Below are 22,926 nucleotides of genomic sequence, written 5' to 3'. Positions count from 1 at the left end.
GATAACCTTTATACTTCAATTTTGATGAAAATCAGAAATGCTACCGTGAACAGAACGAGGTTGATGAGTAGAAGCAGAAACAATTCTGGCAGTGCTCGCGTTGCATTTTCCAAAATATCTACCCGATTAAAGTGAAACTGGGGCAGATCCCACCAGTCTACTGAACCTTTATCGGAGGCGAACCATTGCCGACTCCCAAACGCATCCTTATCGTGAAAATAGTCAATGACCGTAAGCCGGTACCCCTGAACGGTTTGGATAAAATCAAACATACCCTCCAGATCCGTGCCCGCCCACGCAGCAGTTGCGAACGTATACAAACTTGCAGGACTGAGTTTCATCAGGCGTTCATGCCATATTGATTCCCGGAGAGCGGTGCTGTCTAAGGTCTGTTTTCGTGCTAAAGCAATTTGTTCCGCCGAACGGATGTATAAGGCACCCATGGCGGCATGATACTTTTGAACATGTGGCACTAACGGATCTGATTCCGTTCCCAATTTCATATCCATACCATACCGTCTGTTGAGGTGTCCCGCTGACGAGAAACTATTTGACTGCTGGACATCCAGATTAAACTTTCGAGGTTTGCCTTCAAGCGGACTATTGGCTAAGAACCGGCTTTCTTCTCTATCAACCTCTTCCCAAATCTGTTCAATCTGCTGATCTGATGATGATCGTATTGCCCGTGTATCACCAACGGGGGTGATAGCAAACCGACTCCAATTCGGATAGACGAGCACTAAAGTTACCCACAAGAACATACAGAGCATCAGGGATGTAGCAGTGCGGCGCGTTGTGGTAGAAATCAACAGTCCGATCAGATAAAATGCAGACAAGTAGATGGTCGTCGTCAAAACTATCCCACCAATCCGGAGAAAATCTTCTCCATCCAATTGGATTGAACCGACAGTGGATAACAGAATCAGGACCATCAGCAGACTCATCAGCACTGGAAGCAGCAGACAGACCATTGCTCCAATATATTTCGCAAGTAGAATGGTTCCGCGTCTCACAGGGTGAGAAATAACCAGACGCAAGGTGCCGTTTTCCCAATCTCCTGCAATTGCGTCGTAAGCGAAAAGCAGTGCCATCAGGCTCAAAACAACTTGAAAAATAAAGACGAGATCAATCTTTGAAAAGAGGTTGAGAAACGCGTTATCGAGACTTCGCGCCGAGCCATCCGAAATCATCGGGACGAAACCGTGGTAAATGTCAAAAGTGGTGCCAAGCCGCTTATCCAATCCGGCACTAAAAAGACTTAAGGGGTTCGGCGGACGTTCAGTAGACAGTTTTAGCATCGAATAGGTTCTCGCTTCTTGTGCCTTCTCACGATGTGCATTTTCTTGCTGGTTATATTTCGACAACCGACGCTCGTAATCTTCAAGAAGTACGACAGCATTGGCGACAACAAGTAGAAGCGTAATGACAACAGCAGCAAAAAAACGTGCACTCATCAGATGGGCCAGAAGTTCTTGACGGATAAGTGTTCGTAGCATGACATCTCCCTAAAAGTTTGGTGTTTGTCGATTAGAGACACTTCCAAATGAAAAAGAATAGTAGAAACTGCAAAGTTTCGGGTTTATCGGATCCCAATATGCCTGCACCCGCATGGTTTCCTTCGTATCCAATGTTTTTCGCAGATTTATTTTATTTCTGGCACAACTTTGAAGGCTTAGGCATAAGCCGATAATTGAAGCCACCAAAACTGTAGAAATCAACCAATTTCTTTTCATCTTTTATCTCCTTACAATTAACGTACCTAACGATTGATTCTTTAGGGGATTCTGTTCGCATTCACGTAGATCCGCGTTTCAATTATAAAGACGCGGGAGATGGACAAAACGGTTGCCTAATTCTGCAAGTAATTGGAGAAAATGGACAAATTTTGAGAGGTGTCTACATATTTTTCTATTTTATTACTGTTTTTATTTCCGAGTGCCTGTCTTTTTCTCATAGAACTAATTTCACAGTTTTCATAGCAACTCTGAAAATTGATGGATTTTGAAAACGGCTGTAAACCTATACACTGTCTGTGCTATAGGCGATTTTGGCAGGAGGTTGTATGGAAGCTGCTATGAAATTTTACGTGGTTGTTAGAAAAATGGATTGTTGTCTGCTGAAGATCGCGAGCCGAGCTCGCTCCTACAGAGGAGGGTTAATGTTTGAGGGGGCTTCCTGTATCACAGGGATAATATAACTCCGGATGGCTACACCGTCCAAAGTCTCCGTCTCTATCCGAGGCTCGGGGGTTTGCCGATGACCAAACACGATGTAGTATCCATCTGTTACGCCTTCTAACTTGAGATACGCTGCAAGCTGCTTCTTGCCTGACTGATAGCGGCTCTCGCCTCTCCAAATCTTTGTCTCAACGATATATTTTCGCTGATTGTGGGTGATAAGGAGGTCCATTCTGCCGCGCCCGGTTTGCACTTCAATGTGCATCACCCCGCCGACGCGTCTCACAAACTCATCAAGATAGGCGAGCAAGAGGTGTCGTCCGACCGACTCTTGGGGCGTATCTGGAACCTGCAGAATCTTGAACCCCGCCCGCGCGATGAAATCCCGGAAGTTATCAAGTAAAGATGCCATATCAATCCACCCCGCGGGTGTGAGATATTCACGTCCCGCATCGTCCGTGTCTTCAGGGAAATACGCCTGCTCCAGCCCGTTTACGAGTGGTTTGAATACCTGCATAATGCAGTAGAGGTAAATTGGATTGAGAATCTCACACATACCGTCAGTCCCCGCTTTGATAACACCGTAAGTGGCGAGTTCACTGATGATGTCATTGCGTAAGTTGAAGGCTATACCTTCATCACGCGTCATAATTCGCATCAGAAAGTTTTCAAAGCGCGGGTCTTTACGGATATTGGTTGTCAGATGTGTGATATTGACATTACTTTCCTCAAGAAGCTGCGCATGCGCTGTCGTCCAGTGCGCCATTGTAATCGTCGCGGTTTTTGGGATGACCATCTCCTCGGTGAGAATCTGTGCAAATCGGTTGACGAGTACAGGCTGCCCCGCTGTTTGCTTATGAACGGACGCAATCACTTCTGGTGCGAAGGCTTGCCCGACTTCGTCTGTATATTGTCCGAACAATTCTTGCACCTGTTCAAGCGTGAAGCTCGGCAAATGGAATTCATCTTGGATATTGAACGGAGAAATAGATCGGTCGTAGTTGAGTTGTGCGATCCCTTTAACACCAACGATCCCAACACTGTGTGGACATCGGATTTGGTCGGAAAGGTAGATATAGCGAAGCGAACGCAAAAACCCTTTAAGTGCAGCACGAGGGATAGCATCAAACTCGTCAATGGCAAGGACAACCCGCTGCCAATGCGTGCCTTGAGACAGAAACTTCGCAAACTCTTCAAAGAACTCTCTCATTGAAACATGGTCGGTTATCTCTGCGTTTACCAAAAAGCGCGCCAATTCGTCAGAGGGATCCGTCCCGCGTTTTTGAAAAACCCTCTCAATTTCCTTGCAAATCTCCTTATGAAGGGAAGCATAAAAACTGGCTGGATCGTAGTCCTCATACTCCTCAAAATTCAGTTGAATCGGGAAATAGGTTGAATCCTGAATAGCGAGTGCGTCAAGTGCCAAGCGAAAAAAGGTTGTCTTGCCGGTCTGCCGGGGCGCGAACAAGACAATATACCGCCCGTCTTTGATGCGGTCAATGAAATCGGCGGTCTCCTCGGCGCGGGCGACCACATAATGTTTGTCAGGATACACACGCCCCTGGGTTCCAAAACGTCTCATTTTTTCTTTCCCTTGATAGATAGGATGGACGCAATCTTTTTCTTTCCGCTCCGTTTATCTATTTTAGCACAATATCGAATTAACTATCCACTCTAACGTTGAACGGGTACAGAACCATTCAGTTCTCGATTTTTACTTCAATTTTGGACCCCAGGTCCGATAGGTTCCGTTTCCTAACCACACATAAGTTTCAATTTTAGAAAAAATAACGCCTCGGCCCCAGGTCCGGTAGGTTCGGTTTTGCGGTGTACTCACCCCGGGGAATGCCCATAAGGCATTCATACCGTTGATTCATGCGATCTGCATTCCTAACCGAACCGGATTTTACATAGAAACCTTGAAAACTTCAAAAACCTCTCTTTAGTCCTGTAAGGACGGTATGTTTATAGAAAGACGTTGTAAAAAGCGACTCAGCCCTGTAAGGGCGGCATGTATATAACTTTCCCCTTGAATGTTCTCATCAGATATACTATAATTTTAAGAAGTAAAGGCAACGGTGCCCTTGAACATTTAAAACCTATTTTGAGGATAAGGCATGAATAAGAGATCATATAGACGATACCGAAAATCAAGGCGATGGCAGACCAAACGCCGGACGATTTTGAAACGTGCCGGGTATAAATGCCGGAAGTGCGGAAGGAGACATGCAACGCAAGTGCATCACGAAACCTATAAACGTATCGGCAGAGAGCGACTCAGTGACCTGACTGCAGTGTGTGGTGGGTGCCATAAACGGATTCATGGGAAGTAGGGGTGTTCTTTGAGGCTAACAGGAATAACACCCAAAGGAGGGTACTATTATGGAAGAGAGTAGAGAGTTAAGTGATCCTATAGCCCTTTTAATAAGAGCAGAAGGTGCTGGTAGAGGTAGCGGATTTTTTGTCGGGAAAAACCTAATTGCGACGAATATTCATGTTGTCGCAGGGGCGACATCAATTTCCGCAGAACTGGTGGGAACAGAGACCAAATTCGTTGTTGAAGGCAGCACAGCATTTGACCCCAAAAATGATCTCGTCATTCTAAAAATTGCAGGCGAGGGGATACCACTTCCTATCGGTGACAGTGATCTACTCCAGCATGGAGATGCTGTTCAAGTGATAGGCTACCCTCGTGGAAAATACAAGGTTACAGAGGGACCCATACATAGTATTCGCGATAGCGATAAGTGGATTCGGATGAAATGCAAGACTGATGGCGGGAATAGTGGTGCTCCTGTATTAAACGGTAACGGTGAGGTTATTGCGGTTGCAGTCGCCAATGCGGATTATTTTACTTTTGCTGTTCCGGTAACAGCAGTCAAAATGCTGCTCGCCCGGATGCACGAAATAGAACCTTTGATACAATGGCAGAAGAGAGAACAAATACGTGCTTATGTCTGTTTGCGTGAGGGCCAAAATAAACATTCACCTAATCTCTATCCGGAAGCGATAGTTGACTTAGATAAAGCTATCCAACTAAATCCAAATTGTGTCTATTTTTACCAGAGTCGAGGTAACGTAAGGTTTCAGTTGGGAAAATTAAAAACTGATGAAGGTAATTTAGTGGAGGCGCAACAGCACTACCGAGGCACTATTGACGATTATACAAAAGCCATCAAACTGTGTCCAGACTATGTTTCAGTCTACCACAGTCGAGGAGCTGCAAAGTCTATCCTTGGTCAATTTAAGTTTGATGAGGGCAAGGTCAAAGAAGCACAAAATCACTATAGAGACGCTATTGACGATTATACAAAAGGAATTGAATTATGTGCAAATTTGGCTATTGTTTACAACAACCGAGCAGATACAAAGTGGCACTTCGGCAAATCTGAAGATGCAGTGGGAAATATAGAAGCGGCTAAGGATTTATATCAAGCTGCACTAATTGACATTAATACTGCTATTGAATTAGACTCAGATGTCGCATTATTCTACCACACGCGGGGACAGATAAAGGCTGCCCTTGGCGATTATAGCGCGGCAATAGAGAACTATGAGGCAGCCCGCAAAATAGATCCCGATTATACGGATGTATGCGAAGACATAGAGTTAGCGAGAAAGGCTCTTGAACGGGTGAAAAGAGGGCCAACCGAAGATTGAGTGAAGATATTCTATACACATGCCGCCCTTACAGGGCTTGCTTCTATTGATTGCGGGCGTTCTATAAACATGCCGCCCCTCTGGGGCTGAAGTAGTTATCGATGGTCAGCTATCAGAAACTATAGCCTCCTCTGTAGGAGCGAGCTGCGCTAGCGATACCATAATCCTCTTTGGTAGGAGCGAGCTGTGCTCGCGATCTTGTATACCAAACCAATCTTCTGTAGGAGCGAGCTGTGCTCGCGATCCCCTTAATACTTATAGAAATATAAAATGCAACAAACACCTACCCGTGGACACCAACAACTCCGTAAAGGTAGACACCCAATACCCGGCACCTACTATTATCTCACACTCACCACACTTAACAAAAAACCGATCCTCGCAACTTCTAAAACCGCAGACATCATTTTTCAGGCATTTGATTGGCTCGAAACCAATGATCGGCTCAGATGGTTTTGTGTGATTGTGATGCCAGATCATATCCATGCCGTTATCCAACTCGGTAGTAAACAAACATTATCAAGACTCATACAGTCCTTCAAAAGCCACACAGCGAAACAGATTAACGCGTGTTTGGGTCGTAGTGGTTCGATTTGGCAACCTGCTTACCACGATCACGGTATTCGGCGGGATGAATCATTGAATGCTATTATTGAGTATTGTTATCATAACCCGGTGAGAGCAGGATTGGTAAAGGCTGCGCGGGATTATCCATTTTGGCGGTGTAAATTCGAGATGGAATGAGGGAGATCCCGGGTGACCAAAGATCGCGAGCACAGCTCGCTCCTACAGAAGAGGGGTTTGAATTATGGTATGCACCTAAGAAGATCGCGAGCACAGCTCGCTCCTACAGAGGAGGGGTTGGGTTACAATGGTGGCAGCCCGTTAACGATCTCGACGGTTTTGAGGCTGACAGTGATAACGCGGGCGATGAGGTCTACGATATAGCGCGGTTCATTCGCACGGTTGGGGTCGTTGACGATGCCGCTCCGTTTGTCTACCTTGACGCGATACTGATCTACGATCCACTCTAACGCTGAACGTGTGCCTAACCGATAGTCATAGACCTCCAGAGGGATGCCGTCTATCGTGAGGAAATCGTTGTATTTCAACTGCGTCTTGTCTTTGGAGAGTTTCATTTTCTCGACACGCCAATCTATCGGCATATCAGGGGTTTCGATGTATTTGAGTCTGTCGTATTTGGGGACAGATTCGTAATTAACGTGGAGGTCTGCGAGTTGCGCACCGGCGTTGGCAAATCCCCAGAAATCTGCGGCGAAGGGGATATGCGGTAAGTCGCGCTTGAGGTTCATCTCGTATTTCTCACAATATGCAGGATGGTGCAAGAGACCATAGTTATAATGGAAGATGTCCCATTTGGTGATGGTGTCGTCCGCGTAATGGGTCCGGAATTCTGCCAATGCCCAATCGGTGATGTTCTCTTGCCGGTTTGTGCCGTCCTCATCATAGGTATAGAAGGGGAAACATTGGGTTCCGCCATTTGAGGAGTTTGAGAATTTCAACTCAGGGATTCCATTAGCAATATGGCATCTAAAAATATCGTGTCCTATTCCACTTACACAAATCACCAGATTCTCGCTTTCCGTCTCAGGTGTGGGGAAAATGGAAGGAAAGAGGTAGAAACAATTGTTTAGAACGCGATCGAATAACAGGTTAGATTTTGTAAATGGACGGTAAAGGGATGTTCGCACTTTATCTTGGGAATATTCAGCAAGTCTACCGCGTTGCAAATGCTGGCGTAATTCCCGATCCCATTTGATTTTTGTATCATCGTAAACCACGAAATTATTGACATTTTCCCGTTGGTTTTCTCGACGTTTCCATCTATCTACCTCTGTGTTGTAGGTGTCTATCATTCCTTGAATATTCTCAACGAGGGCATTTCGGTTGAAGTTGTAGACCCATGCGTCGCGACCGGTTATAATACCACGACAGTAAGTCTTAAAAATTGCGTCTATTGTGTCAACTTTCGCTGCTTTTGCTTCCTTAGTCCCCATTGGAATGAAAGTATCAAATTCAGCATGGAGTCCTTCGGTAAGCCATGTGTATTGTCTATCAGGTTGAATCACTTCCCACGTGATATTACCTGTGTGTTGCTGTTTAGTCAGAAAGTCAAACTTCTGTTGTTTTTTCCATAGGTCGTCGGTGCGAAAGTAGGAGATACGGGGTCTTTCCGACGAATTCTGTTTGGTTTTGACAAATAGGTTGATGCTCACGCCTACCCGAATTCCGAACACATTTGCATCAGAAACCTTTAATCCCTTCCGCACGTTCCCACCTAAATCCAGAATATAAATAGCGTCAAAATCGTCTGCGAGGTGTTTTCGCATGCCATCAAACGCTATCCCCTCAAGGAATCCGTTATTTGTGACGAAGGTAACAACACCTTCATTGCCAATTCTGTCGGATGCCCACCGAATTGCTTTGACATACGGATCGTAGAGTGAGTTTTTGAGCGTCGCTTTAGAATCTGTAGCATAGGTGTCTGCAATCCGCTTGTCCATCGCCTCGTATTTTCTATTTCTGTTATTGTCACTGTCATTGACCTGCCACGCGTTGTAAGGTGGATTACCGATAACGACGAACATATCTGCTGCTTTCTGTCTCTTGACCCGTTCTGTGTTTTCACGTGTAAAGAGTTCGCCTTGCTCCTGTTCAAGCAATTCAAACGTGTCTGCAAGTGCGATGCCTTCAAAGGGTAGGTACGTCCCTGTGCGTTGGAAGTACTCTTGTTCGATGTTAAGACTGGCGATGTAGTAAGGCAGGAGCATTACCTCGTTGCAATGCAACGCATGCCGATATTTCTCCTCTAACGCTGTGCCTTGGATGTCCTGCATGAGTCGGACGATGAAGTTCCCCGTTCCAACAAATGGATCGATGATATGTACGCCGGTATCCGAGAGCAACCGACCGAACTCGGCTTCGAGAATATGCTCTACACTGTTCACCATGAAATCAACAATCGGTTGTGGTGTGTAGACGATGCCGTGCGTGTCTGCAACATCTTCGGAGAACCCCTGAAAGAATTTCTCGTAGAACGTATTGAGGAAGTGCTGTTTTTGGGTGAAGTCTCGGCAGAGCATCGCGGCTTGCTCAATGGCGACGTAGAACCGGTCTAACGGTTTGAGGAATTCTTCGCGACTGAACGCTTGACGGATGAGTGCGTCAACGACGTTTTCAATCTCACGTGCGATGATATTTCGACGGGTGAAGGCGGAATTATTAAAGACAGTACGGAAGATGCGTTCGGTGAGGATGTGTTGGATGAGCATCTCCTCAACGGCATCTTGTGAGAGGTCCGGGTTAATAGAGGTACGGCAGGTTTCGTAGAAATCGGAGAACGCTTTCTTGAATGCGGTATCGGTTTCGTGGTGTTGTTCAATGAGTTCCTTTAATCTGTTTGCGAGGTCTGGCACGTGTTCTCTGAAATCCGTGACGGCGGTCTGCCAGTTATCCAATGCCGGCGGAACGTAGGCGAACAGATATTGGAGTGCTGCGATTAGGTTTGCCGGTTCAGTGATGTCAATATCGAGGACTTCAGCACCGTTTTGGTAGAGGATGGCGCGCTGTGGTGTTTGGAAGAGGGTGTTGTCGAGTGGGTAGCCTGCGTCCCGTTTCTCTTGTACGGCTTTGGCGAGATTGTCATCTATGTCTTTCGCTTCCCAGTAGCCGAGCGGGAGTCCGTATGCGTCGAGGATTACGCCGTCAATGACGATACGGTTTCCTTTTGGAGCACGCATCGGGTATTGTGGAACGAGCGTAGCGTTTATCTGTTTTGCGCAGGTGTGTAGGAGCGTATCAAACGGTGAACTAACGGCCCCCTCGTGTGTGATGCCTTGTTGTTCGTATTGCTGCAGTGTGGCGTAGTAGTCGCGGATTGCTTTGTGACTGGGTTTAAGATTGAGTTTCGGCATGAGGGTATGATAGCAGGTTTTGGGAGATAGGTCAAGGGTAAATAGGAGATAGCGGGCAGCAGTCAGTAGGAGAGGTTGATGGATATAAACATGCTACGGGGAAACCGGAAAGGGCACCCGAGAATTGGAATGGTTCCGGTTTATGGCGTTTTTTGCTGATACTCGGCGATGATTTTTGCCAATGCTCGCAAGGCATCGTTGACGGATTTTGCATCGGGGAACATTTCGGCTACGTCGTCGTCAAGCCTAATCATGTTTTTGCCTGGCTGATTTAAGTATTACACATTTAAAAAAAGTCAAAATTTCCATAAAATGCCTTACGAAAAATGACAGTAGAAAGGAAAAATTACATCAACTCGACAAAGACTTCGTTTGCAAGGAAAAGCCCGCGAGGCGTAAATCGGAGATGTGTGGCTGTGCGTTCCAACAATCCCAAATCCATCCATTTTTTGAGGATACTCCCAAATGCAGCTTCTATTTCTTCACCGAATCGGTCTTGATAGGTTTCAACGGAGATGCCTTCGCGTTTCCGAAGTGCGAGCATGAGCGTTTCCGCCTTTTCAGCGTCCCCTGTTAGGCGTTCGGTGTCGGCGATGGGTTTGTTGCCTTGCAAGAGTGCTTTGATGTAAGGTGCGATACCCCGAATATTAGAATAACGCACGCCGTTGACGTACCCCGACGCGCCCGCACCGAGTCCGATGCACGGTTGGTTATTCCAATAGACGAGGTTGTGTTTTGCATAATGGTCGGGTCTGGCGAAATTACAGATTTCGTAGTGCGTGTACCCGTGCGCTGTGAGTGTCTCAATCGTGTATTGGAACATATCCGCTTCGGTGTCCTCGGAGGGAAGATGGAGTTCACCGACTTGCCACCATTCGTAGAACGGGGTCGTCTCCTCCATGATGAGATTATAGGCTGAGATGTGATCGGGGTCGAGAGAAATCACTTCGTTTAGAGTATGCTGCCACGCGTCCATCGTCTGGTCAGGGAGTGCGAAGATGAGATCGATGTTGATGTTCTCAAAACCACCTTCGCGGGCGAGGTGATAACTCTGAAGGAATTCGGCGACGGTGTGGATTCTACCTAACTGCTTCAAGGTTTCATCTTGCATCGCTTGTAGCCCGAAGCTGAGTCGGTTCACACCGTTGTCTTGCATGACGCGAAGTTTTTCGGTGTCAACGGTACCGGGATTGCATTCTACGGTGATTTCGGCATCCGGTGTTATTTGGAAATGCTGACGGATGTCGGTAAGCAGTTGCGACAAGGCGTTAGCAGAGAGGATGGAAGGCGTGCCGCCGCCGATGAAAATTGTTTGTAGTAGTTCGGTATCTGGAGCGTATAGTTCCATTTCTGTGCGGAGTGCTGCGAGGTATGCTTTCGCCTGTTCCTTGTGGAAAGTGTACGTATTGAAGGCACAATAGTAGCATTTCGTGGCGCAGAATGGAATATGGATGTAGACAGAAGATGCCATTTTATTTTCTGAATTCCAATCCGATTCGGATGGCTGAACCTGTGTCTGCGTAAGAGAACGCTTCGTTGATGTCGCTGAACTGAAAGGTATCGGAGATGATTTTGTGGAACGGGTACCTGTCGCGTGTGCGCATTAGGAAATCGAGTGCGCGTGGAATGACCCATGGTTCATAGACAATCACGCCGCGAATGGCTTTACTACACCGGACGATGTTACCCGGGTCAATCTCTGTGGGGAATCCGAGGTTGATGTTTCCGATCCAGAGATAGCGCCCGCCCCAACGGAGCATCTCTACACCTTCAGCGAGAACGCGTGGTGAGCCGACGAACTCCGCGACGAGGTCCGCACCGATGCCGCCTGTTTGGTCGAGGACGTATTCGACCCGCGATTTCATGTCAATTTCGTCAACGTTGAGCGTCTCATCTGCCCCGAACTCCTGCGCCAGAACAAGTCGTGCAGGCAACCGATCCAGTACAATAATCTTACCGGCACCCATCTCGCGTGCGACTGCAGTCGCGTAGAGCCCGAGGCCGCCTGCACCTTGGATAACGACGGTGTCACCGAGCGTGATGCCGATCTGGTTCAGTCCGTAGATGACTTCGGACAAGGCGCAGTTGATGGGGGACACCAGCGCGTCTGAGAGCGCGTCGGGGACCTTGAACACCCAGTGTCCCGGTTTCATGTAGTAGTATTCGCCGTAGGCACCGTGGAAGTGTGGTGGCTGCTCGCTGGAGACACCGAGCCAATCTCTGTAGCGGTTCGGACATCCGGGTTTCCCGTTGAGGCACATCCAGCAGTGTTGACACGGCTTGAAATAGGAGTAGGCAATCCGATCGCCTTCAGTAAGCGGTTGCCCCGTGCTATCTGTTGTGATGTTACGTCCCATCGCCTCAATTGTCCCGATCATCTCGTGCCCTAATACTTGGGGGATGCCGCTCTCAATTTTGGGTCCGTGTCCACGCCAGAAATGTAGATCGGAGCCGCAGATATTTGCCATACGGATTCGCACAAGCATATCGTCAGGTGTAACGGATGGAATCGGGTATTCCCGAAATTCCATAGGTGTTTGCGGTTGTGTGAAGATAGCGACTTTTCCGGTTTTCATATCTTTAACTTACCTTGTGGAGGGCTGACGTAGGTTTAGCAAATACGTGCCTTTCAACAATCCGACCCCCATTTCATTACGGGCTACGGGTTTTGGCTATAGAAGAAAGATTTTTCTAATTTACCTTGCGAAGGGCTGACGTGGGTTTAGCAAATACGTGCCTTTCAACAATCCGACCCCCATGATTGATGATGGACTTTTTCCGTAAAAACTAAACAGCAACGACTCGTTAATGATTGTATATTTACGTATAGGCTTCTTAATATTCATCAAAATTGACAACTTTCCAGCGTCCATCAATCTGTTCGGTCTGTATTACAACTTTTCGGGTGTGGGTTGTCGCGCCTCGGATTTCGATAGTGAGTTTGTAGTTGAATAGCACGTGTGTTGTGCTTTCTTCTTGACCGGTTGCTTCGTATTCAATCTTCGGCATTTCCTCAACCTGTTCCCCCGGGACGCGAACTTCACGGACACGCGCGATCTCGTCCTCCAGTTTTTGTGCAGCGAGTCCGTGGCTGAGTTGCAACGCTGCGACTTGGTCGGCACGCTGATAATAGTTATAGATGAAATCTTCACAGACGGCACGCGGGGTATTCCTATTGGAACACGCGAGCATCAAGAAGGTAAAAAGTAAAAGGTATTGTGGTTTCATCTCTTTTTCGCACGAATCATTGCGATGTTGAAGATACGGCGCTCATAGCCGTGCGCGGGACTGTTCACGACTCCGCCTAAAGCCCATAACGCCGAGGAGCTGCCACCGTCGAAGTTGATGGCGTGTTTGATGCCGAGTTCGCTGAAAAATTTCCCCATATCGTAAAGCGTCATCCCCATGCTATACCCGTGCTGTCTGCCGTCAACGGCAATGAGAAAGAGTTTTTCGTCGTTAAACCCTAAGGCACTACGCGGGTGGCGCGAGGCACCGTTACGATGTGCGGATGCGCTGCGGCCTCGGGTTTCTCCAAACCTAACGAGTTCTGGTTCAATCCTACCATCTCGGACAAGCCGTAGATTGCCCCCGACACCTTGTTGAACGTATTGCCACTTTGTTGGGGTAAGCGCGATCTCCAATGTCCCTTTTGTAGATGTTGTAATTTTTTTGGTCCAATTGCGTGCCAAGCGCGATTCTATAGCGATAACGACACCATCAGACGGGATGCGGCTGTTCCCGCGTCGGTTGACCTCGGTAACAATAAACCTGCTTGTGTATTTTCCGGTAATCGGAAGTTCGAGTCGTTTGAGCGTGAACTCGTAGCATCGGCGTGTCAGTGTCCTGTGTCCAAAACGAGGCGTATAGAGGATAATCGGAGCCGATGTGTCACAGATTTGGTTGAGGGCGTCAATCGGAAGTGTATCGCCGTTGCCGTCGTCAATGTGGAGTTGACCGTTGAGCTGTACTCTCTCCAAAAGGAACTCGCCATCAGGGGTGACACCGAAACTCGTTTCGCCCCATGGGGACGGCGGTGAATACCCCCATCTATCGCGTGTTATCGGTATGCTGATGAGTTCACCGTTTTGGATGTGCAGATTAAAAGTCATACCGCCGCGTCCATAGGAGTCCTCTCGGATGCCGAAACTGCCATTAACACCTGCGAGGGGCAGTATCTGCTTTTTCATGAGTCGTCGCGTAGCGTTTGTAATGGTTTCACGTCCCAATATCTGGTTGTTGGCGAGTTCTATATCGAATTGGAGGTTTTCTGTCGTGCGATCCATCTCTGCGATATAGATAGCAGCACCGCCTATCCACCAGTAACGGTGGAGTTGAAATCCTTCTGGCCAACGTTTGCGATCAATCTCATCGCGCCGTATGACAGAATTAGGGAGTGTGTTGCTGTCGCGACTCTTGGCAGCAGTGCTACGAAAAATAGGTTGTTCTAAAGCCCGCAGTGCACCAATTACAAGAATGGAAAGCACGATGAGCGCGCACACCGCAATAAACCGAGTGGGATAAGGTCTGTTTTCTTGTGTCATTTTTTTTTCGTCTTATTATGTTTCTTTTTTGTTCGTTACAGTTTCGTTCTTACGGAACACCGCTCGCTTTTAAGCCGATTCCGGTCAGAATTGACACTACCAGATCGCCAGTGTTTATAATACCTGTTTCCTGAAACTTTTGATATCCTTTGACAACTACAGCCGAAGTCGGTTCGACGTAGATGCCTTTGGCAGAGAGAATTTCCAGTCCTGCTTTTATGTCAGTGTTATCAACGATAGTAAAGGCACCGTTTGTTGTAGCGATAGCATCCAAAATCATCTGTTCTCGGATGGGGCGTTCGGCAGTCGTTCCTTCGGCGAGCGTTTTACCGGTTTGTGCCATTCTGGTGATAGCTGCTGTTTTATTAGCGTAGGCATTGTAAATCGGGCAACAGACATCAGGTTGAACGCCGAGAAGGCGCGGCATGTTTACGATAAGTCCTTGTGCCTGTAGTTCACTGAAACCGATAAAGAGTCCTAAGTAGATGCTCCCGAATCCGACAGGAGAGATAACATGCGTTGGTGCGCGCCACCCAAGCTGCTCCACAATTTCGTAGGCAAGCGTTTTAGTACCTTCCAAGAAGAACGGGTGCCAATTGTGCGAGGCGTAACAGGTGGTCTCGGCTGCGAGTTTCACTGCTTCCGTTGTCGCCATGCGGTTTCCCGGAACCAGTTTTAACTCGGCACCGTAGGCGGCAATTTGTTTGAGTTTCCCTTGTGAGGTAGATTCTGGGCAGTAGATGGTGCACTGGATGCCCGCTCTTGCACTATAAGCGGCTATTGCAGCACCCGCATTGCCCGATGAATCTTCAACGATTTCCTCGACCCCAAGTGCCTTGAGGTGCGTCAGGAGGACGGATGCCCCCCTATCCTTATAGGAACCAGTTGGACAGAGATAGTCCAATTTTACGAAGTGTTCCGGCGTATCCACATCAATCGGGACAAGCGGGGTCATGCCTTCACCGAGCGTAACAACATCTGTATCCACATCAATCGGCAGTGCCTCGCGATACCGCCAGAGTGACATCGCTGCCGGGACCTGTGGGTTGGGACAGATATTTGAATCTGTGGTTAAGTTGAGGGCATTTCCACAATCACATCGGTAGCGTAACGGCGAGACATTATAAGTTTTGCTACATTTGGTGCATTCGTATTGCATTTATTCAAGTTTGTATATTGTGTTTAAGAGGCGAGGTTTCAAATTTCGCCAACGATACACCTGTCAATGTTCGGTTATTTCTATTTTAGAATCAGCATCCGTCTGGTTTGCTGGAAAGAAGGCGTTATCAGTTGGTAGAAGTAAACACCGCTTGCGACAGGTTCACCGAACGCGTTGCGTCCGTCCCAATAGGCGGCGTGCTCTCGACTTTCATAGAAACCTGCCGATTGGTAGCCGAGTGGAAGAGTTCGGATCTGTTTGCCTGTCGCGTCATAGATAGATAAAAACACAGTACCGGCTTCCGCAAGATGATAAGGAATCCATGTTTCAGGATTAAACGGGTTTGGATAGTTCTGAAGCAGACGGTTCTGTTTTGGTGTGCCAATGTCGTCAAGCGTCACGGTCATAACCGCGTTTTCAAGATTGGTGTCGTTCACCGTGAAATTGAATTTTTCTGAGGCGATATTTCCGTTCGTATCGGTGACAATTAATTCCATCGTATCCCCGACTTCTACGACGCTATGGTAGTTAAGATCGGCAGTGGCAGCGGCGAAGTAATTACGGCGCACTCGGGCTTCCATGATGGTGTTGGTCCGATGATTTCGGACTGTGACAAGGTAATCGTTGAACTGTTGGATACCTTCTAAATATCCGCTAACAACGAATGCCCAGGTTTGGGAGGGTATCGTTGTACGCGGTGCTGCAGCGGCTTGCGTCTGATGTGTCCATTCTGTCCCGGTGAAGACGATATCGCGTGCCTCTGGTAGATTGACGATATACCCTTTGGCACCTTCGATGGGAAATCCGTCGTCAGGTGCGTTTAGTGTCCAAGCCAAAAACTTCTGGTTTGCGGCATCAAGCGTAATGACTGTTGTCGCCCCCATCTTGACTGCAAGCGAGCGTGCTGTCATATGGACAGTCGGTTTCAAGGGCACAGACAGCATGTTCAAACCTGCAGAAAGGTGCATGGAGAAGATATTGCCGGAACCCGCTCCGTTTAGTTGTGGGGTTGGTCTACCGACGAATCCCAATCTGCGACCATCTGCTGCGTCATAATAACCGATAATACTTCCATCCTGATTAACATTTCGGACAACAGTGATAACACTGCCTGGGAGCTGCACTTCATAGAGGATACCGCTGGGCAGAAGGATATAGGACCGCAGAATATCATTTGCAGCTTTGGCTCTGAAGCCGATAACACCGAGGTCAGTGATGGTGTTCACAAACAAGAATGCGAGGTCGGGCATTGTTGGGAGATCAATAGTGGTAAAACTGCCGTCGGGGTGACGTATGAACCCGTGAAACATTCCATCGGCATCAATGTAGCTGCCGACGACAGCCCCTGCAGCGTTGACAAAGTCCCCATAGGTGTTAACTGCACCAGGGAATGTAATTGTCAGTTCTCCTGAGAAGGCGTGGGTGACTCCCGCTGCATCAACGATGTTACCACTCAGTGCCCCTGTTTCGTCACTAATACCGTAGATGTGGGTTTCGGCTGCACCGGGGAAATCGTATTGGCGCAGTTCGCCATCTTGCAGGATAACACCGTGGTAAAGTCCATTCATATCTTTGTAGTGCCCAGCAGCGTTCCCGTTATTACCGAGCGCATAGAAATAAGTGCTCTGCGAGCCGGGGAAATCATACGTGCTGAAGACACCGTCTATCAATGTGAAGCCGAGGGTTTTCTCGCCGTCAGGACTCCGGGTGTTCCCTGCATAATCTCCGAAGTCGTTACTTGCAGCCACCTCCAGAAAATCGACACCGGGGACTTCGATGGTCTCAAAGATGTAATCTGCAATCGGTGTTTCGGCTTCGACTTGTGTAACAGTGCCCGCTATGAAGCAAGTGGTTAGGAATATAGACAGAATAAGTGCGATTTTTATGTAATGATGCATAGCTATCCTTTTTTATTGTGTGTTTGGAAACCGTGAGTAAACGGTTTTTGTTGAAATAAGATATTCAAACCGATACCAAAAGGACTTCTCTATGGATATTATAGCACTTTTCTGTGGTATTGACTACTTTTTATTTTTCAGGGATCAGAGCCATTCAATTTTAAGAAATTATTGGATTGGACATCTTTTTTCCAGGATCCGGTGCGAAATCTAGCGAAATCCAGCGAAATCCAGCGAAAATTTCTGGTTTTTTTTAAAAAACATAACGTATATAAAGTATTTTCGCCTGCGAAAAGGACAACATCAAAAACCAAAAACCTACAATTGAATGGCTCTGTTTAAAGGATAAGGAGATTGTCGCTTATAGCGAAGGAGGCAATTCAGCAGGTTGGAATTTACACGTCCGCAGTCCCAAAACAGGTAGGCGCGATTGCAAACCGCACCTACCGGACCTTGGAATCCTAAATTGATGCCCATAGGGAGTGTCACAGTTACACTGATAGCACAACTGTGACACCTATAAGTTCCCCACGGATGGACTCTATTTTATAATGACGAGTCGCCGTGTTTGCTGGAAAGATGGCGTTGTCAACTGGTAAAAGTAGATACCACTGGCAACGCGTTCGCCGAGGGCATTGCGTCCATTCCAATACGCAGCACGTTCGCGACTATTATAGAAGCCTGCGGATTGGAAACCGAGCGGAAGGGTGCGAACCAACTGACCGGTTGTATCATAAATGGAAACCGATACAGCACTATCTTCGGAAAGTTGATAGGGAATCCATGTCTCTGGGTTAAACGGATTCGGGTAGTTCTGCAACAGAAGATTCTGCATCGGTTGACCAATGCTGTCAAACCTGACAGACAAAACGGCGTTCGCAAGGTGCTCAGGTGTCACTTTGAAGGTGAGGGTCTGTGATTCAGCATTTCCACCTGGACCGATGACGCGTAGTTCAACGACGTCTCCAACTTGGACAACGCTCCGTCGCGACAAGTCAGCCGTTGCAGCGGCGAAGTAATCCCCTTCCACCGCGGCAGTTACCGTGCTATTTGTTCTCAGGTTACGGACGATGACTTGATAACCGTCAAACGTGGGTTCACCCGCCAAGCGTCCACTGACAACAAACGCCCATGCTTGCTGCGACGCAGAGGGTGCTGCTGGAACTTGTGTTTCATCTCTCCAAGGTGCCCCGACGAAAGCAAAGTTTCGAGTTTCTGGGACATTGACGATATAGCCTTGTCCACCTTCAATTGCGAAACCGTCATTGGGTGCCTCTGGTGTCCATGCGACGAAACGCTGGTTTGGCACATCAAGCATGATGATGGTTGTCGCACCGGTCATGGCGACAAGGGATTTGGCGTTCATCGGTGTTGGGGGTGCCAATGGCACGGAAAGCATATTCAAACCCTTAGACAGCATGACGGTATAGAAGTTGCCAAAGTGGTTGCTTTCTGTCTCATCAACGGGTCTTGCGATGAACCCGTGTCTGCGTCCGTCCGCTGAGTCATAATGTCCGACGACAGAGCCGTCTTGATTGATATTCCAACCCTCCGTGCTAACGCTGCCGGGAACCTGCAATGGCTTTACCCCAGTCCTGGGTGTACCGACAGATGTGCCCGGGACACTACCCACCAGTTTGAATCGGAAAACGAAAGTCCATGCATCGTTAATACTGCTGAGAAACGCGTATTCAATTTTTTCGGCATTTGGAAAGTCGGTGATGGATGTAAAATTACCATCAGGGGAACGCACATAAGGGAAATAGGCACCTTCAGGATCTACGTAGCTCCCCACGACAACGCCATCTGCGTTGACAAAATCGGCGAATGTTTCGGAAGCTCCGGGAGCCTCAATGATTTCGTCGCCCGTAAAGCCACGGCGAATGCCGGAAATATCTGTAAAATTGCCCGTCAGTGCCCCCGTCGCATCCGAAATACCGTATATCTCCGTTTCGACAGCATTCGGGAAATTGTATTGGCGCAGTTCGCCGTTTTCTAAGATAACGCCATGATATAGACCGTCGCTATCTTGGTAGTGTCCGGCAGCTTGTCCATTATTACCGAGTGCATAGAAATGGGTTTTCTGTGAACCGGGGAAATCATAGGTCATAAAAACGTCATCAATGAGCGTAAAGGCGACTTCCTTTTCGCCATCAGCACTTTTTGTATAACCTGCGTAATCCTCGAAGTCTGAACTCGCCGTCACCGCTAAGAAATCTATACCCGGCACATCAATACTCTCAAAAGTATAAGTGTGAGTGGGCGGTTGCGCGACAAGGGGTGCCTCGTCCGCTATGGGTCTGGCGATAAAGCCGTGTCTGCGTCCATCGGCGGTGTCATAGTAGCCGACGACAGAACCGTCCTGATTGATGTTGTAGCCCTCGGTGCTAACGCTCCCCGGAAACCGCAGTTCCTGTAGTACGCCAAATTTGCCCACATATGTGCGTGGGACATCATCGACAGCTTTGGATCGGGCAACTATCGTGTCCGCGTCACTGATACCGTGGATAAAATAGTATTCCAGTTTTTCTACAGTTGGAAGTTTAATAGATGTAAACTTGCCCTTCAAGGAACGCACATAAGCATGGTATATTCCATCAGTATCTATGTAGCTGCCCACCATACGCCCGCTGGCGTTGACAAAATCAGCGAATGTTTCCGGTGCGCCAGGGAACTCAACGATGATCTCGCCTGAGAAGCCGCGTCGAATACCAGAAGCGTCTATAAAATTACCGGTGAGTGCGCCCGTCGCATCCGAAATACCGTATATCTGTGTTTCAACAGAATCCGGGAAGTTGTATTCCCGCAATTGGCCATTTTCTAAGATGATACCGTGGTAAAGCCCATCGGTATCCTCGTAGTGTCCGGCAGCGTTGCCATTGTTACCGAGCGCAAAGAAATAGGTGTTCTGCGAACCGGGGAAATCGTAGGTCTTCAAAACACCATCAATGAGTGTGAAGGCAATCTCTTTTTCACCATCCGCACTTTTTGTGTAGCCGGCGTACCCCTCAAAGTCGCTACTCGCCGTCACTGCTAAAAAATCTACATCTGGAACGTTGATCGTCTCGAATGTATAGTTGTCACTGACGGATGGACTGCCACCTTGTGCAGCAGCATTCATTAGGAAAAAAGAATTGAAGCATAAGAACAGTGTGAAAGTGAAAAACAGCAAACTATTTTTAATCTGAGTATACAAAATGAAACCTCACTTAAGATATTTTTGATTTAGTAAACAGAGAACATATCGGATACCCTATCCTGCAAGACGGGACTTGCCGTTGAAGTATTGCAAGCTTACGTTCAGCAATACGGTAAAAGCGACGACTGGGTATCTTGGTACATCTACGTGAATTCAACCTAAAAAGCCAAATGTAGATTGGGTTAAGCAGTAAAAACAGGTGAAACCACAATCAATTAATCATATAAATCTATAAAATTATATTATAGAATATATATTAAATAATGCGCTAATACGATTAATTAATTGTACAGATTTTAGACCCATAAGTCAAATTAAATTGAAAAACAGACGAGAGGCAAACCGTTTACTTCATCAGACCAACATAGATTCAAAGATGGTTTTGTCTCTTGTAGGACTTACGCAAATTGAGTTCAAAAGTAATATATTTCACCCAAAAAGTCGATATTTCAGTTATTTAACCCCCTAAATCCCCCTTATCAGGGGGACTTTAAAAGGAAATGCGTAAGTCCTATCTTGATCCGCCTTCTTGATTTCCTTGGATATCTAAGTTTCTAAGGATCAGCGGGTTGTGGCTTATAGCAAGGGAGGGATTTGGCGGGTTGGAATTTATACGTCCACAGACCAAAAAAGGTAGGTGCGGTTTCAAACCGCGCCTACCTTAAACAAAAATCTTTTTTAGGCTTAAAGGGGTGTCATAGTTGCACCGATGGCATAACTGTGACACCTGTAAGTTACCGATTGACGCTACTTTACAATGACGAGCCGCCGTGTTTGTTGGAAAACTGGCGTTGTCAACTGATAAAAATAGATACCACTCGCAACGCGTTCGCCGAGGGCGTTGCGCCCATCCCAATACGCAGCACGTTCGCGACTATTATAGAACCCTGCGGATTGGAAACCGAGCGGAAGGGTGCGAACCAACTGACCGGTTGTATCATAAATAGATACCGATACAGTGCTGTCTTCGGAGAGTTGATACGGAATCCACGTCTCTGGATTAAACGGATTCGGATAGTTCTGCAACAAGAGATTCTGCGTCGGTTTACCAATGTTGTCAAACTTGACAGATAAGACGGCGTTTGATAGGTGCTCAGGGGTCACTTTAAAACTCAGCGTCTGTGATTCAAAGTTTCCATCGGGACCGATGACGCGGACTTCAACTACGTCTCCGACTTGGACGACGCTCCGCCGCGTCAAGTCGGCAGTCGCAGCGGCGAAGTAATCGCCTTGTATCGGGGCGGTAATCGCGTTGTTTGTTCTCAGATTACGGACGATGACGTTGTAGCCGTCAAACGCAAGTTTGCCTTTCAAATGTCCGCTGACAACGAATGCCCAGGCTTCTTGAGCAACCCCCCTGTCCCCCCTTATCAAGGGGGTAATGGCAGGTGCTGCAGGAGCCACAGTTTGATCTGTCCAGGGTGCGCCGACGAAAGCAAAGTTGCGAGTCTGTGGAACATTAACGATATAGCCTTGTCCACCTTCGATTGGGAAACCATCGTCGGGGGCGTTTGGTGTCCAAGCGATGAACCGCTGAGTTGCGGCATCAAGGGTGATGATGGTTGTCGCTCCTGTGAGCGAGATAAGACTCTTAGCCGTCATGGGTGTCCAGGGTGCCAGTGGCACAGAAAGCATGTTCAACCCTTTCGATAACTTGACGGTGTAGGCATTGCTGAAAGCATCGCTCTCTTCCTCGGTACCGAGTCTGGCAATAAATCCGTGTCTGCGCCCATCAGGGGAGTCATAGTGCCCAACGACAGAAGCGTCCTGATTGATATTGTAGCCTTCCGTTCTAACGCTGCCTGGAACTTTCAATTCATGGAGCCCCCCAAGGAATGTGCCGACATAAGTGCGGGTGACTTCACCTACCACTTTGCCTCGGGAAACGGAAATCTTTGTATCGGTGAAACCGTGCACAAAAAAGAATTCATAAGTTTCTTGGGTTGGAGGGGTGAAAGATACATATCTACCATCTGGAGCGCGTAGGTATGGCGTATATGTACCCTCGTCATCTACGTAACTGCCGAACATCCCCCCTAACGCATTGATAAAATCGGCATAAGTTTCCACTGCCCCCGGATACTCAACGATGATGTCCCCTGTGAATCCGCGACGCACGCCGGAAGCATCTGTCCAATTACCCGTCAGATTCCCCGTCGCATCACTGATACCCCATATCTCCGTTTCAACGGAGCCCGGAAAATCGTATTGGCGTAACTCGCCATCTTGTAGGATGATACCGCGGTGACGCCCCTCGCTATCCTCGTAGTGCCCGGCAGCACGCCCATCATTACCGAGGGCATAGAAATAAGTGTTCTGTGAACCCGGAAAATCATACGTCTTAAAAACACCAT

At 47.7% G+C, this 22,926-nt stretch carries 14 protein-coding genes; 3 read left to right on the top strand and 11 right to left on the bottom strand.

The features are described from left to right. Positions 1 to 8: 8 nt before the first annotated feature. Complete coding sequence (locus OXH00_12780; GenBank protein ID MCY3741889.1) at positions 9 to 1,496, bottom strand: ABC transporter permease subunit; 1,488 nt, start codon at positions 1,494 to 1,496, stop codon at positions 9 to 11. A 646-nt stretch (positions 1,497 to 2,142) separates the two neighbouring features. Beyond that, on the bottom strand, positions 2,143 to 3,759 hold the full coding sequence (locus OXH00_12775) for an AAA-like domain-containing protein (GenBank protein MCY3741888.1): 1,617 nt from the start codon (positions 3,757 to 3,759) through the stop codon (positions 2,143 to 2,145). 535 nt (positions 3,760 to 4,294) lie between these two features. On the opposite strand from OXH00_12775, the gene OXH00_12770 reads away from it, so the two are divergent. The 3 genes from OXH00_12770 (at position 4,295) to OXH00_12760 (ending at position 6,581) form a co-directional block, all read left to right on the top strand. Further along, complete coding sequence (locus OXH00_12770; protein MCY3741887.1) at positions 4,295 to 4,510, top strand: hypothetical protein; 216 nt, start codon at positions 4,295 to 4,297, stop codon at positions 4,508 to 4,510. 49 nt (positions 4,511 to 4,559) lie between these two features. Continuing rightward, the gene (locus OXH00_12765; protein ID MCY3741886.1) at positions 4,560 to 5,837 is read left to right on the top strand and encodes a trypsin-like peptidase domain-containing protein; all 1,278 of its coding nucleotides are present in this window, start codon (positions 4,560 to 4,562) and stop codon (positions 5,835 to 5,837) included. A gap of 270 nt (positions 5,838 to 6,107) precedes the next feature. Continuing rightward, complete coding sequence (locus OXH00_12760) at positions 6,108 to 6,581, top strand: transposase (GenBank protein ID MCY3741885.1); 474 nt, start codon at positions 6,108 to 6,110, stop codon at positions 6,579 to 6,581. A gap of 122 nt (positions 6,582 to 6,703) precedes the next feature. Here OXH00_12760 and OXH00_12755 read toward each other — a convergent pair whose 3' ends face one another. The 9 genes from OXH00_12755 to OXH00_12715 form a co-directional block, all read right to left on the bottom strand. Beyond that, positions 6,704 to 9,772, bottom strand: coding sequence for an N-6 DNA methylase (locus tag OXH00_12755; GenBank protein ID MCY3741884.1), 3,069 nt, complete (start codon positions 9,770 to 9,772; stop codon positions 6,704 to 6,706). A gap of 346 nt (positions 9,773 to 10,118) precedes the next feature. Beyond that, entirely contained in the window at positions 10,119 to 11,243 is a 1,125-nt protein-coding gene (gene hemW / locus OXH00_12750; protein ID MCY3741883.1) for a radical SAM family heme chaperone HemW, read from the bottom strand. Position 11,244: 1 nt separating this feature from the next. Then, positions 11,245 to 12,348: a zinc-binding dehydrogenase gene (locus OXH00_12745; GenBank protein ID MCY3741882.1), complete on the bottom strand. Its 1,104-nt coding sequence runs from the start codon at positions 12,346 to 12,348 to the stop codon at positions 11,245 to 11,247. Between the two features lie 259 nt (positions 12,349 to 12,607). Further along, complete coding sequence (locus tag OXH00_12740) at positions 12,608 to 13,000, bottom strand: hypothetical protein (GenBank protein MCY3741881.1); 393 nt, start codon at positions 12,998 to 13,000, stop codon at positions 12,608 to 12,610. Continuing rightward, positions 12,997 to 14,316 carry a phosphodiester glycosidase family protein gene (locus tag OXH00_12735; protein MCY3741880.1) on the bottom strand — a complete coding sequence of 440 codons (1,320 nt, stop codon included), beginning with the start codon at positions 14,314 to 14,316 and terminating at the stop codon, positions 12,997 to 12,999. Before OXH00_12735 ends, OXH00_12740 begins: the two co-directional genes overlap by 4 nt. A gap of 49 nt (positions 14,317 to 14,365) precedes the next feature. Further along, complete coding sequence (locus tag OXH00_12730) at positions 14,366 to 15,475, bottom strand: threonine synthase (protein MCY3741879.1); 1,110 nt, start codon at positions 15,473 to 15,475, stop codon at positions 14,366 to 14,368. Positions 15,476 to 15,555: 80 nt separating this feature from the next. Further along, complete coding sequence (locus tag OXH00_12725; protein MCY3741878.1) at positions 15,556 to 17,373, bottom strand: T9SS type A sorting domain-containing protein; 1,818 nt, start codon at positions 17,371 to 17,373, stop codon at positions 15,556 to 15,558. A 541-nt stretch (positions 17,374 to 17,914) separates the two neighbouring features. Then, positions 17,915 to 20,569, bottom strand: a complete 2,655-nt coding sequence (locus OXH00_12720) for a T9SS type A sorting domain-containing protein (protein ID MCY3741877.1) — start codon at positions 20,567 to 20,569, stop codon at positions 17,915 to 17,917. 750 nt (positions 20,570 to 21,319) lie between these two features. Beyond that, positions 21,320 to 22,926 (bottom strand): T9SS type A sorting domain-containing protein (locus OXH00_12715; GenBank protein ID MCY3741876.1); only part of this gene is annotated, 1,607 nt, incomplete at its 5' end.

The sequence above is a fragment of the Candidatus Poribacteria bacterium genome (genome assembly GCA_026706025.1).
Lineage (GTDB): Bacteria > Poribacteria > WGA-4E > WGA-4E > WGA-3G > WGA-3G.
This window is presented reverse-complemented; position numbering and strand designations above follow the sequence as displayed.

What these genes read in the sequence shown, in the direction of transcription:
- OXH00_12780 (MCY3741889.1), bottom strand. Translation starts at nt 1,496, where the DNA reads ATGCTACGAACACTTATCCGTCAAGAACTTCTGGCCCATCTGATGAGT.
- OXH00_12775 (MCY3741888.1), bottom strand. Translation starts at nt 3,759, where the DNA reads ATGAGACGTTTTGGAACCCAGGGGCGTGTGTATCCTGACAAACATTAT.
- OXH00_12770 (MCY3741887.1), top strand. Translation starts at nt 4,295, where the DNA reads ATGAATAAGAGATCATATAGACGATACCGAAAATCAAGGCGATGGCAG.
- OXH00_12765 (MCY3741886.1), top strand. Translation starts at nt 4,560, where the DNA reads ATGGAAGAGAGTAGAGAGTTAAGTGATCCTATAGCCCTTTTAATAAGA.
- OXH00_12760 (MCY3741885.1), top strand. Translation starts at nt 6,108, where the DNA reads ATGCAACAAACACCTACCCGTGGACACCAACAACTCCGTAAAGGTAGA.
- OXH00_12755 (MCY3741884.1), bottom strand. Translation starts at nt 9,772, where the DNA reads ATGCCGAAACTCAATCTTAAACCCAGTCACAAAGCAATCCGCGACTAC.
- hemW (MCY3741883.1), bottom strand. Translation starts at nt 11,243, where the DNA reads ATGGCATCTTCTGTCTACATCCATATTCCATTCTGCGCCACGAAATGC.
- OXH00_12745 (MCY3741882.1), bottom strand. Translation starts at nt 12,348, where the DNA reads ATGAAAACCGGAAAAGTCGCTATCTTCACACAACCGCAAACACCTATG.
- OXH00_12740 (MCY3741881.1), bottom strand. Translation starts at nt 13,000, where the DNA reads ATGAAACCACAATACCTTTTACTTTTTACCTTCTTGATGCTCGCGTGT.
- OXH00_12735 (MCY3741880.1), bottom strand. Translation starts at nt 14,316, where the DNA reads ATGACACAAGAAAACAGACCTTATCCCACTCGGTTTATTGCGGTGTGC.
- OXH00_12730 (MCY3741879.1), bottom strand. Translation starts at nt 15,475, where the DNA reads ATGCAATACGAATGCACCAAATGTAGCAAAACTTATAATGTCTCGCCG.
- OXH00_12725 (MCY3741878.1), bottom strand. Translation starts at nt 17,373, where the DNA reads ATGCATCATTACATAAAAATCGCACTTATTCTGTCTATATTCCTAACC.